Origin of the sequence: Pseudomonas sp. zfem001, assembly GCF_032621725.1 — a bacterium.
GTDB lineage: Bacteria > Pseudomonadota > Gammaproteobacteria > Pseudomonadales > Pseudomonadaceae > Aquipseudomonas > Aquipseudomonas sediminis.
On sequence record NZ_JAVYJI010000008.1, the window covers coordinates 46,894 to 59,590 of the forward strand.

Sequence of the window (12,697 nt, forward strand, 5' to 3'; positions counted from 1 at the left end):
ACCAGCGCGCGTCTAAAGCAATCTGGAGCAGCCCCTGGATGATCTGGACAGTGGCAGAGTTCGAGCGCCCCCTGACGATCAGGCACAAAAAAAGGCTCCCGAAGGAGCCTTTTCGTTCGAACAGGTCAGCCGTACTTAGACGCCAGAGGCCTCGGCAGCAGCTACGTCCTTGATCGACAGTTTGATACGGCCGCGGTTGTCCACGTCCAGTACCAATACTTTCACTTCCTGGCCTTCCTGCAGCACGTCGGTGACCTTCTCCACGCGCTGATCGCTCAGCATGGAGATGTGCACCAGGCCGTCCTTGCCCGGCAGGATGTTGACGAAGGCACCGAAGTCGACGATGCGCTCGACCTTGCCGACGTAGATCTTGCCGATCTCGGCTTCTGCGGTAATGGCCAGTACACGCTGCTTGGCAGCCTCGGCGGCTTCCTTGGTTTCGCCGAAGATCTTGATCGAGCCATCGTCTTCGATGTCGATCGAAGCCTTGGTCTCTTCGCAGATACCACGGATGGTCGCGCCGCCTTTACCGATCACGTCGCGGATCTTGTCCTGGTCGATCTTCATCGCAATCATGGTCGGCGCATTGGCTGACAGCTCGCTGCGCGATTGGGCGATGACCTGGTTCATCTGACCGAGGATGTTCAGGCGAGCTTCCAGCGCCTGCTCCAGCGCCTGCTCCATGATCTCTTCGGTGATGCCCTGGATCTTGATGTCCATTTGCAGTGCAGTAACGCCATTGGCGGTACCGGCAACCTTGAAGTCCATGTCGCCCAGGTGATCTTCGTCGCCGAGGATGTCGGTCAGAACGGCAAACTTGTCGCCTTCCTTGACCAGGCCCATGGCGATACCGGCAACCGGCGCCTTCATCGGTACACCAGCGTCCATCAAGGCCAGGGAAGCGCCGCAGACGGAAGCCATCGAGGAAGAACCGTTGGACTCGGTGATTTCCGACACCACACGAATGGTGTACGGGAACACGTCAGCAGCCGGCAGCATGGCCTGAACCGAACGACGAGCCAGACGGCCGTGACCGATTTCGCGGCGGCCAGTGGCGCCCATACGACCACACTCACCGACCGAGTACGGCGGGAAGTTGTAGTGCAGCATGAAGGGGTCTTTGCGCTCGCCTTCAAGGGTGTCGAGCAGTTGCGCGTCACGGGCGGTACCGAGGGTGGCAACGACCAGTGCCTGGGTTTCGCCACGGGTGAACAGCGCCGAGCCGTGGGTCTTGTCCAGAACGCCGACTTCAATGTTCAGGCCACGCACGGTGCGGGTGTCACGGCCATCGATACGCGGTTTGCCGTTGACGATGTTCTCGCGCACGGTGCGGTATTCGATTTCGCCGAAGGCTTCTTTGACTTCACCGGCGGAAGGCTGACCTTCTTCACCGGAGAACTTGGCAACGACCTGATCTTTCAGCTCGCCCAGACGCGCATAGCGGTCTTGCTTGATGGTGATGGTGTAAGCCTGGGAAATTGCCTCACCAAACTCGCTACGGATAGCGCTCAGCAGAGCAGTGTTCTCGGCTTTCGGCTGCCAGTCCCAGGTCGGCTTGGCGGCTTCGGCGGCCAGCTCGGTAACAGCCTGGATAACCGATTGGAATTCCTCGTGGGCAAACAGTACGGCACCCAGCATCTGGTCTTCGGTCAGCTCTTTGGCTTCCGATTCGACCATCAGCACGGCGTCCTTGGTGCCCGCTACGACCATATCCAGGCTGGAGGCCTTGAGTTGCTCGTAGTTCGGGTTCAGCAGGTAGCCGGTTTCCGGGTGGAAGGCAACGCGCGCAGCACCGATCGGGCCGTTGAACGGAATACCGGAGATGGCCAGGGCAGCCGAGGTACCGATCATCGCAGCGATGTCCGGATCGGTCTTCTTGCTGGTGGAAACCACGGTGCAGATGACCTGCACTTCGTTCTGGAAGCCTTCCGGGAACAGCGGACGGATCGGGCGATCGATCAGACGCGAGGTCAGGGTTTCTTTCTCGGAAGGACGCGCTTCACGCTTGAAGAAACCGCCAGGGATCTTGCCGGCAGCGTAGGTCTTTTCCTGATAGTGCACGGACAGCGGGAAGAAGCCTTTGCTTGGGTCGGCAGTTTTGGCGCCAGTTACGGCGACCAGTACGCTGACGTCGTCGTCAACGGTGACCAGCACTGCGCCGGAGGCTTGACGGGCAATACGGCCAGTCTCGAGGGTAACGGTCGACTGACCGAACTGGAATTTCTTGATTACCGGGTTCACGGTGTTTTCCTTCTCTTTGTTGCCTTGGGGGAAATTGGAAAGAGGCGCGGGAGTCGGACCCGATGCATCCCTCGAAAAGCCAAAAGCTGGAAGCCCAGCGCCACGAGGTGAGGATCACTCCCCACCCGCGACGCCGAACTCCCAGCTTCCAACTTGTGCAGCTCGCGTCTATTAACGACGCAGGCCCAGGCGACCGATCAGGGCGCTGTAACGACTGGTGTCTTTACCCTTCAGGTAGTCCAGCAGCTTACGACGCTGGTTAACCATACGGATCAGACCACGACGGCTGTGGTGATCTTTACCGTTGGCCTTGAAGTGGCCTTGCAGCTTGTTGATGTTGGCGGTCAGCAGGGCAACCTGCACTTCCGGGCTACCGGTATCGCCTTCAGCTTGCTTGTAGTCGTTAACGATCTGGGCTTTTTCTTCAACGCTGAGTGCCATGTTGGCTTCCTCTCATCTGGAAACTGCCGAAGCAGTCTCAATAGGCCGGGAATCGCTCCCCGTGTTTTAAAAAGAGGTATGACCGTGCCTACTAACAGCCACCCTCGCAGTACCTGATGACGACATCGTCAGCATCAGGCTTTCAGCCATCTCGGCCGAATCGTTCGGTGCTACGCACCGGTATAAATCAATCGACGCGGGGCAACACGCCCATCGTCACTCACTTCACCGATGCCGATGAAGCGACCATTGTGATCCTGCACCCGCACCATACCGAACTTCGGTGCTTCCGGCGCTCGCACCGGCTGCCCTTGCAACCAGTAGAACGCGCTGTGCTCGGAGAACTGCAGCAAAGGCCAGTCCTGCAGACCGCTATCGGCCGGTAGCAGGAAGCGATCCAGCGCCTCGTTGCCACCTTCGGCGTGTGCAGCTTCCAGTTCTTCCAGCGTCACGGTGCGCGTCAAATCGAACGGTCCGGCCTTGGTACGACGCAACTCGGCGACATGCGCACCGCAGCCCAGCAATTGGCCAAGATCCTCGACCAACGTACGAATATAGGTGCCTTTACTACAATCAACCGCCAGACGGGCCTGCTCGCCTTCGCAGGCCAGCAGTTCCAGGCGCGCAATAGTAACAGAACGCGCTTCGCGCTCCACTACTTCACCCGCACGGGCCAGCTTGTAGAGTGGCTGACCGTCCTTCTTCAACGCCGAGTACATCGGCGGTATCTGTTTGATTTCACCGCGAAAACGCGGCAGTAGTGCCTCGATTTCGGCGCGACCGACGGTCACCGGGCGCCGTTCGATAACATCACCTTCGGCATCACCAGTGGTGGTGGTAACGCCCAACTGAGCGACGGTCTCGTAGCCCTTGTCAGCGTCGAGCAGATACTGGGAGAACTTGGTCGCTTCACCGAAACACAGCGGCAGCACACCGGTGGCCAGTGGATCGAGGCTGCCGGTGTGACCGGCCTTCTCGGCATTGAGCAGCCAACGCACTTTCTGCAGCGCGGCGTTAGACGTGAAACCGTGCGGCTTGTCGAGCAGGATGATGCCGTCGACCTTGCGGCGAATACGTTTGACCTGCGCCACGCCTTACTCCTTGGAACCTGCGGTGTCGTCGTGCAGACGATCTTCCGCTACGGCACGCTCGATCAGTGCCGACAGGTGAGCACCGCGCTGGACACTCTCGTCATAGTGGAAGTGCAACTGCGGAACGCTGCGCAGCTTCATCGCCTTGCCCAGTTGCATGCGCAGGAAGCCGGCCGCGTCGTTCAGCACCTTGAGGCTCTCCTTGATCGCCTCGGCGTCGTCCTGCCCCATGACGGTGATGAAGACCTTGGCGTGACCGATATCACGGCTGACATCGACGGCGGTGATGGTCACCAGCCCCAGACGCGGGTCCTTGACCTCACGCCGGATAAGCTGGGCCAGCTCGCGCTGCATCTGGTCGCCGATACGCTGGGTACGGCTGTAATCTTTGGCCATTTTCTAGTTACCTTTACTTCCTCCGCTGCCTGTTCGCCAGCGGACTCAAAAGCGGCAAACGCCCGGCCGCGCGAATGCGGGGCCGGGCGTTGCGTGTTGCGACTCGCGATTACAGGCTGCGAGCCACCTGGACTTTCTCGAACACTTCGATCTTGTCGCCGACCTTGACGTCGTTGTAGCTCTTCACGCCGATACCGCACTCCATGCCGTTACGCACTTCGGCGACGTCGTCCTTGAAGCGACGCAGCGATTCCAGCTCACCTTCGAAGATCACCACGTCTTCACGCAGCACGCGGATCGGACGGTTGCGGTAGACGGTACCTTCGATGACCATGCAACCGGCAACCGCGCCAAACTTCGGCGAACGGAATACGTCACGCACTTCGGCGGTGCCCAGAATGTTCTCGCGAACATCGCTGCCGAGCATACCGGTGAGCGCCTTCTTGACGTCTTCGATGATGTCGTAGATGACGTTGTAGTAGCGCATGTCCAGGCCTTCGGCCTCGACGATCTTGCGCGCACCGGCGTCAGCACGGACGTTGAAACCGAACAGTACGGCGTTCGAAGCCAGCGCCAGGTTGGCATCGGACTCGGTGATACCACCGACGCCACCACCGACCACGCGTACTTGCACTTCGTCGTTGCCCAGGGTGCTGAGCGAGCCTTGCAGGGCTTCCAGAGAACCACGCACATCGGACTTGAGCACGATGTTGAGGGTTTTCTTCTCTTCCTGGCCCATGTTCTCGAAGATGTTTTCCAGCTTGCCGGCGTGAGCACGGGCCAGCTTGACCTCGCGGAACTTGCCTTGACGGAACAGGGCAACTTCACGGGCCTTCTTCTCGTCGGCGACCACGGTCATGTCGTCACCGGCATCCGGCGTACCATCGAGGCCGAGAATCTCGACCGGAATGGACGGACCGGCTTCCTTGATCGGCTTGCCGTTCTCGTCGAGCATGGCGCGCACGCGGCCATAGTTGACGCCGACCAGCACCATGTCGCCCTGACGCAGGGTACCGTCCTGAACCAGCACGGTGGCTACCGGGCCACGGCCCTTGTCCAGACGCGATTCGACCACCACACCACGACCCGGGGCCGACGGAGTGGCTTTCAGCTCGAGGACTTCAGCCTGCAGCAGCACGGCCTCGAGCAACTCGTCGATACCGGTACCGGCCTTGGCGGAAACCGGTACGAATGGCGCGTCGCCACCCCACTCTTCCGGAATCACATCCAGTGCGGCCAGGCCGTTCTTGATGTTGTCCGGGTTGGCTTCCGGCTTGTCCATCTTGTTCACTGCAACCACGATCGGCACACCAGCCGCTTTCGCGTGCTGTACGGCTTCCTGAGTTTGCGGCATCACGCCGTCGTCAGCTGCGACGACCAGGATGACGATGTCGGTCGCCTTGGCACCGCGTGCACGCATCGCGGTAAACGCGGCGTGACCGGGGGTGTCGAGGAAGGTGACCATGCCGCGGTCGGTTTCCACGTGGTAGGCACCGATGTGCTGGGTGATACCACCCGCTTCGCCGGAGGCCACTTTGGCGCGACGGATGTAGTCGAGCAGCGAGGTCTTACCGTGGTCGACGTGGCCCATTACGGTCACGACCGGAGCACGGGAGAAGGCTTCACCTTCGAACTTCAGCGACTCGGCCAGGGAATCTTCCAGAGCGGTGTCGCTGACCAGCTTGACCTTGTGGCCCAGCTCTTCGGCGATCAGCTGGGCAGTTTCCTGATCCAGCACCTGGTTGATGGTGGCCGGAGTGCCCATCTTGAACATGAACTTGATGACTTCGGCAGCCTTGACCGACATCTGCTGAGCCAGATCGCCCACAGTGATGGTTTCGCCAATGGCCACATCACGCACCACGGGACCGGCCGGAGCCTGGAAGCCATGCTGGTTGCGCTTTTTCATCTTCGACTTGCCGCGGCCACCACGACGGAAACCGTCGCTTTCTTCATCGACGCTACGCGGAGCGACGCGCGGAGCAGGCGCCTTCTCCTTGGTAGCAGGACGATGCTGAGTGTGCTTGCGGTCGCGACGCTCGTCTTCATCAGAGCGTGCCTTCTCGGGGCGACGCACTTCTTCTTTCTTGCGCTCGACTTCGATGACCGGAGCGGCAACCACCGGCTCGCTGACAGGCGTCGGCGCGGCAGCAGGTGCGGCAGTATCGGTAGTAGCAGTTGCAGCCTGACGCTTGGCCTCTTCTTCGGCCTTGCGCTTGGCGTCTTCCTCGGCCTTCAGGCGCTCGGCCTCGGCAGCTGCCTGCTGAGCTTCCAGCTCACGCTGCTTCTCGGCTTCGAGCTCTTCCGGGCTGCGCTTGACGAAGGTTTTCTTCTTACGCACTTCAACACTGATGGTCTTGCTACCAGCAACGCGCAGCGTGCTGGTGGTCTTGCGTTGCAAGGTGATCTTGCGCGGCTCTTCGACCTTGTCGCCGTGACTGCTCTTGAGATGGGCCAGCAGGGCCTGTTTCTCACTATCGGTCACTACTTGTTCGGCACTGTCGTGGGACAGGCCAGCTTCACGCATCTGCTGCAGCAGGCGCTCAACCGGGGTGTCGACCACTGTGGCCAGTTCTTTCACCGTGACTTGCGTCATGCATCTTTCTCCTCAGGCCGCAACCGCTTATTCGAACCAATGGGCTCGGGCGGCCATGATCAGCTTGCCGGCACGCTCTTCGTCGATGCCGTCGATGTCGAGCAGGTCGTCAATCGACTGCTCGGCCAGGTCTTCACGGGTAATCACGCCGCGCAGCGCAAGCTCCAGAGCCAGCGCCTTGTCCATGCCTTCCAGTTCCAGCAAATCATCTGCCGGATGGGCATCGGCCAACTTCTCCTCGTTGGCGATCGCCTTGGTCAGCAGACGATCCTTGGCCCGTGCACGCAGCTCATTGACGATCTCCTCGTCGAAGCCGTCGATACTGAGCATTTCTTCCATGGGTACGTAGGCAATCTCTTCGAGACTGGTGAAACCCTCTTCAACCAGGACTTGTGCCAGCTCTTCGTCGACTTCCAGCTCGTCGATGAAGGACTGCATGATGTCGCCGGTTTCTGCCTGTTGCTTGGCCTGAATGTCCGCTTCGGTCATCACGTTCAGGGTCCAGCCGGTCAATTGACTGGCAAGACGCACGTTCTGACCGCCACGACCAATGGCCTGGGCCAGGTTGTCTTCGCCGACGGCGATGTCCATGGCATGGGCATCTTCATCGACGATGATCGCAGCCACTTCAGCCGGCGACATGGCATTGATGACGAACTGCGCGGGGTTGTCGTCCCACAGCACGATATCGACGCGCTCACCGCCCAGCTCACCGGAAACGGCCTGGACGCGCGAACCACGCATACCGATGCAGGCACCCTGCGGGTCGATACGCTTGTCCTTGGAGCGCACGGCGATCTTGGCGCGCGAACCCGGATCACGGGAGGCGGCCTTGACGTCGATCAGCCCTTCGGCGATTTCCGGTACTTCGATGCGGAACAGCTCGATCAGCATTTCCGGAGCGGTACGCGACAGGATCAGCTGCGGGCCGCGGTTCTCGGTACGAATTTCCTTGAGCAGGGCACGAAGACGCACACCAACGCGGAAAGTCTCACGCGGGATGATGTCTTCACGGGCCAGCAGCGCCTCGGCGTTGTTACCCAGGTCAACGATGACGTTGTCGCGGGTGACCTTCTTCACGGTGCCGGAGATGATCTCACCCAGGCGCTCGCGGTAGGCGTCTACCACCTGGGCACGCTCGGCCTCACGCACTTTCTGCACGATGACCTGCTTGGCGGTTTGCGCGGCGATGCGGCCGAACTCGATGGAATCGACCTTCTCTTCGAGCACGGTACCGATCTTGGCGTTGGCCTCAACGGCCTGCGGCATATCCTCGGTCACCTGGTAGGCAGGGTCCTCGAACTCGGACTCGTCGACCACGGTCCAGCGCCGGAAAGTTTCGTAGCTACCGTTCTGACGGTTGATCGACACACGCAGGTCGACCTCGTCCTCGAAACGTTTCTTGGTGGCGGTCGCCAGAGCCAGCTCCAGCGCCTCGAAAATCACGCCGGCCGGTACACCTTTTTCGTTGGATACCGACTCAACAACCAGCAGTACTTCTTTGCTCATCGTACGCCTCGCCTTTCGCAATCCATTGGTTCTGCGCAGTCCGCGTCACGTTCACGCCATTGGCGCTATCGTCGTGAGCTGCCGCGCTACCTTCGCGCCATCTGTGTCGCTCGCGCTGCGCCGAAAATCGGCAGTTCAGCAGCGCCACAAAATCCGCATATCAATCAAATCGGGGGATGATATTGGCCTTGTCGATCAGGTCGATCGGCAACAGATACTCGTGGTCATCCACCTGAACTACCACGTCCTGCTCCTCCACACCGCGAAGGAGGCCCTGGAAGTTACGACGCCCGTCGAAAGGCGAACGCAGCTTGATCTTCACCTGTTCACCGGCATGCGTCGCAAACTGTTCGATGGTGAACAACGGACGATCCATGCCAGGAGAAGAAACTTCCAGTGTGTACTCCGAGGTAATCGGATCCTCGACATCGAGTACACCACTGAGCTGACGGCTGACGATTTCACAATCATCGATGAGGATGCCATCGGCTTTATCGATATAGACACGCAGCAGCGAATGACGCCCCTGCGACAGGAACTCGATGCCCCAACATTGGTAACCGAGCGCCTCGATTACTGGGGCCAACAAGGCCTGCAACTGTTCTAGCTTGCTCGACACTTAACGGCCCTCGTGCATGCTGTGCAAATAAAAAATGGGCGAAACGCCCATCCCTTCAATCCGCCGTGAATACCAACGGACACTGTCTTTCAGCTAACAAAAAGCCCCTGAAAAGGGGCCTGCTGAAACTGGTTGCGGGGGCAGGATTTGAACCTACGACCTTCGGGTTATGAGCCCGACGAGCTACCAGACTGCTCCACCCCGCGTCAAAGCTGGGCCGGAATTATACGGCCACCCCCTGGCGAGGGTCAACCAAACACTCCAGCAACAAGAAAGCCCGCGAACTGCGGGCTTTCTTGAGTATGGTACCGAGGAGGGGACTCGAACCCCTACAGCCTATGGCCACTACCACCTCAAGGTAGCGTGTCTACCAATTCCACCACCTCGGCAAAACTGTTACTGCTCTGGAGCCTCCGGCACGTCCGAAGCATCAGACGCTGGAGCTTGCTCTTCGAGCACCGGCACGTCTTCGACAGCCGGTTTTTGTTGAACTTCCAGAACCGCTGGATCTGGCAGACCAACCTGAGTCAGTGCATCAGCTTTTTCTTTAGCAAAGTACGCTAAACCCAAGCTGGTAATGAAAAAAGCTGCGGCGAGTATACCAGTAAACTTACTCAGAAAGGTAGAGGAACCTTGGCTTCCGAATACAGTTGCCGAAGCACCCGAACCGAACGACGCACCTGCGTCAGCGCCCTTACCCTGCTGCAACAGCACCAGCGCTACAATCCCGATCGCACCCATCAGGTGCAAAACAACAATGACTGTTTCCAGCATTCTTCAGTTTCCTGCAGCGCGACAGATCGCACCGAATTCATCCGCATTCAGAGAGGCACCACCTACGAGCCCCCCATCGATATCCCGCATGCCGAACAACTCGACAGCACTGGCGGCCTTTACACTGCCGCCATAAAGAATTCTCAACTCACTCGCGACATCAGCATCGAGCTGCGCAACTTGCGCGCGGATCGCCGCATGCACTTCCTGAGCTTGCTCGGGCGTAGCGGTCAACCCGGTGCCAATGGCCCACACAGGCTCATAGGCCACTACGGCGTTTTTCAGTACATCGACACCTAGCGCATCGATCACTGCAGCCAACTGGCCACCCACTACACCCAGCGTTGCATTCGCTTCGCGTTGCTCACGGGTTTCACCAACACAGAGCACGGGAGTCAAACCTGCAGCCTGTACCGCTGCAAACTTGCGTGCGACCACTTCATCGCTTTCACCCAGAATCAGGCGACGCTCCGAGTGACCAACCAGCACCAGCTCACAACCACCATCGACCAACTGACTGACTGCCAGCTCACCGGTCAAGGCGCCCTGCTCAACTTGAGCCGCGCAATCCTGCGCCCCAATCTTCACCGCCTTACCACTCAGACCTTCGACGACCTGAGCGATATGCAGACTGGAAGGAAACACTGCAACCTCTACATCCGCAGGCAGCACCTGCCGACACAACCCTTCGATCAGCTCTGCGACGCTTGCGCGGGTACCGTGCATTTTCCAGTTACCGGCGACTAAGGTGCGACGCATGTTTTGCCTCGTCGATCAAAGAGGGCGCAGATGTTACCCAAGAGCACCCTCGGTAGCAAGCTCAATCAAGCACAGACTTCGGCAACAATCTTAGCCAATTCATCGGCATAGCCGCGAACCGAGCTTTCCTCGTCACCCTCGACCATTACCCGCACCAATGGCTCGGTGCCAGATTTGCGTAGCAGTACGCGACCGCGCCCTGCCATGCTCTCGGTCACCCGCGCGCAAGCCTCTTTAACGGACGGATGCTCGAGCGGGTCGAGCGCACCGGAAAACCGCACATTGACCAATATCTGCGGGCATTTTTTCAGATCGCTGCGCGCCTCGACCAGACTCTGGCCACGACGCTTGAGCGCCATCAGCACCTGCAGAGCGGCAATGATCGCATCGCCGGTGGTGGTGTGCTGGAAGCACACCAGGTGCCCAGAGTTCTCGCCCCCAAGTTGCCAGTTGCGCGCCAGCAATTCAGCGATCACATAGCGATCGCCCACATTGGCGCGAACGAATGGGATGTTCAGATCTGCCAGAGCCAGCTCCAGCCCCAGATTGCTCATCAACGTGCCGACCACACCGCCGCGCAGACGATCACGCTCCTGCAGGTCTCGCGCAATGATGAACAACAGCTCGTCACCGTCGACCACCGCACCGTACTGATCGACCATCAGCACGCGATCAGCATCACCATCGAAGGCAATACCCAGGTCCGCCTGCTGTGCGACCACTTCAGCCTGCAACGCCGCGATGTGCGTAGAGCCACAAGCATCATTGATATTGAGCCCATCAGGCTGAGCCGAAATGACCCGAACCTCTGCACCCAGCTCGCGGAATACACTCGGCGCCACCTTGTAGGCAGCACCATGAGCGCAATCGAGGACGATCTTCAGCCCCTTGAAGCTGGTGCCGCTGGGCACGCTGCCCTTGCAGAACTCGATATAGCGCCCCGAAGCGTCGTTGATTCGCGAAGCCTTGCCGATCCCGGCAGACTCGACCACGGTCATCGGCTGGTCGAGCAACTCTTCGATCATCAGCTCGACATCATCCGGAAGCTTGGTGCCTTCGCTGGAAAAGAATTTGATGCCGTTATCGTCATGCGGATTGTGCGAAGCACTAATGACGATACCGGCATCAGCCTGGAAAGTACGTGTCAGGTAGGCGATGGCCGGCGTCGGCATCGGCCCGAGCAGTTGCACGTCAGCCCCTGCAGCAGCCAGCCCCGCTTCAAGGGCAGACTCGAACATGTAGCCAGAAATACGCGTGTCCTTGCCGATCAGAATGCGGCACTTACCCTGCTTGCGAAACGCCATGCCAGCGGCCCAGCCGAGCTTGAGCATGAAATCCGGAGTAATGGGAAACTGGCCAACGCGGCCACGAATACCGTCGGTGCCGAAGTATTTTCTAGTCATAACGCTTTCCTTGTTATTGCGCCGCTTCAACCGCAGCGATCATGCGCACCACATCTACCGTTTCGGCGACATCGTGCACACGCAAAATATGTGCGCCCTTGGTCAATGCCAGGGCCGCCAATGCCAAACTACCGAAGAGGCGATCGCCAACCTCGTGACCGAGCACCTTACCGATCATGCTCTTGCGCGAGACACCAACCAGCAAGGGCCGCCCCAACGCAGAGAGTTCGCCCATGCGCTTGAACAGGGCGAGATTGTGCTCCAGGGTCTTGGCAAAACCAAAGCCCGGATCGAGCAGGATCCGCTCGGCGGGAATACCGGCCGTCGCGCAGGCGGCCATGCGCTCGACGAGAAAATCATGCACCTCTGAGACGATGTCCGAATACTGCGGATCATCCTGCATGTTGCCGGGCTCGCCGCGCATATGCATCAGACAAACCGGCAGACCGGTATCTGCCGCCGCATCCAGAGCACCGTCACGCTGCAGCGAGCGCACATCATTGATCAGCCCAGCGCCCAGCCTTGCCGTCTCCCGCATGACTGCAGGCGTCGAGGTATCCACGGAAATGATCACGTCGAGCTCACGGGCGATGGCTTCGACAACTGGCGCAACCCGCTCCAGCTCCTCAGTAGGCGAAACGCTTCGCGCCCCAGGACGGGTGGACTCACCACCGATATCGATCAGTGTCGCACCTGCTGCGACCATCTGCTCGGCATGACGCAGTGCGGCGGCGCGCGCCGTAAAACGCCCGCCGTCAGAAAAAGAATCAGGAGTGACATTGAGGATGCCCATCACCTGCGGACGGGACAAATCAAGAAGCCGGCTACCACAGGGTAGCCGGCTCGGGTGTTGCGCTTGAGACATATG

The 12,697-nt window shown here is 59.6% G+C and carries 11 protein-coding genes and 2 tRNA genes; all 13 read right to left on the reverse strand.

Going from position 1 to position 12,697, the window contains the following annotated elements:
- Window positions 1-135: 135 nt before the first annotated feature.
- A complete protein-coding gene (gene pnp / locus RTH74_RS22300) occupies window positions 136-2,241 on the reverse strand; it encodes a polyribonucleotide nucleotidyltransferase (protein WP_125835134.1) in 2,106 nt (701 codons plus the stop codon).
- A 171-nt stretch (window positions 2,242-2,412) separates the two neighbouring features.
- Window positions 2,413-2,682 carry a 30S ribosomal protein S15 gene (gene rpsO / locus RTH74_RS22305; protein WP_004424394.1) on the reverse strand — a complete coding sequence of 90 codons (270 nt, stop codon included), beginning with the start codon at window positions 2,680-2,682 and terminating at the stop codon, window positions 2,413-2,415.
- Window positions 2,683-2,852: 170 nt separating this feature from the next.
- A complete protein-coding gene (truB, locus tag RTH74_RS22310; protein WP_125880305.1) occupies window positions 2,853-3,773 on the reverse strand; it encodes a tRNA pseudouridine(55) synthase TruB in 921 nt (306 codons plus the stop codon).
- Between the two features lie 3 nt (window positions 3,774-3,776).
- Complete coding sequence (gene rbfA / locus RTH74_RS22315) at window positions 3,777-4,169, reverse strand: 30S ribosome-binding factor RbfA (RefSeq protein WP_004424397.1); 393 nt, start codon at window positions 4,167-4,169, stop codon at window positions 3,777-3,779.
- 109 nt (window positions 4,170-4,278) lie between these two features.
- Entirely contained in the window at window positions 4,279-6,765 is a 2,487-nt protein-coding gene (infB, locus tag RTH74_RS22320; protein WP_316916099.1) for a translation initiation factor IF-2, read from the reverse strand.
- A gap of 27 nt (window positions 6,766-6,792) precedes the next feature.
- Entirely contained in the window at window positions 6,793-8,274 is a 1,482-nt protein-coding gene (nusA, locus tag RTH74_RS22325; RefSeq protein WP_099526097.1) for a transcription termination factor NusA, read from the reverse strand.
- Between the two features lie 160 nt (window positions 8,275-8,434).
- On the reverse strand, window positions 8,435-8,893 hold the full coding sequence (rimP, locus tag RTH74_RS22330) for a ribosome maturation factor RimP (protein WP_099526098.1): 459 nt from the start codon (window positions 8,891-8,893) through the stop codon (window positions 8,435-8,437).
- Between the two features lie 129 nt (window positions 8,894-9,022).
- A tRNA-Met gene (locus RTH74_RS22335) sits at window positions 9,023-9,099 on the reverse strand.
- A 97-nt stretch (window positions 9,100-9,196) separates the two neighbouring features.
- Window positions 9,197-9,282: transfer RNA gene (locus RTH74_RS22340), tRNA-Leu, on the reverse strand.
- A gap of 7 nt (window positions 9,283-9,289) precedes the next feature.
- Entirely contained in the window at window positions 9,290-9,667 is a 378-nt protein-coding gene (secG, locus tag RTH74_RS22345) for a preprotein translocase subunit SecG (protein ID WP_125835137.1), read from the reverse strand.
- 3 nt (window positions 9,668-9,670) lie between these two features.
- Window positions 9,671-10,426, reverse strand: coding sequence for a triose-phosphate isomerase (gene tpiA, locus RTH74_RS22350; protein WP_316916100.1), 756 nt, complete (start codon window positions 10,424-10,426; stop codon window positions 9,671-9,673).
- Between the two features lie 65 nt (window positions 10,427-10,491).
- Window positions 10,492-11,829: a phosphoglucosamine mutase gene (gene glmM / locus RTH74_RS22355; RefSeq protein ID WP_099526101.1), complete on the reverse strand. Its 1,338-nt coding sequence runs from the start codon at window positions 11,827-11,829 to the stop codon at window positions 10,492-10,494.
- Window positions 11,830-11,842: 13 nt separating this feature from the next.
- Window positions 11,843-12,694: a dihydropteroate synthase gene (gene folP / locus RTH74_RS22360; protein ID WP_316916101.1), complete on the reverse strand. Its 852-nt coding sequence runs from the start codon at window positions 12,692-12,694 to the stop codon at window positions 11,843-11,845.
- Between the last annotated feature and the right edge of the window lie 3 nt (window positions 12,695-12,697).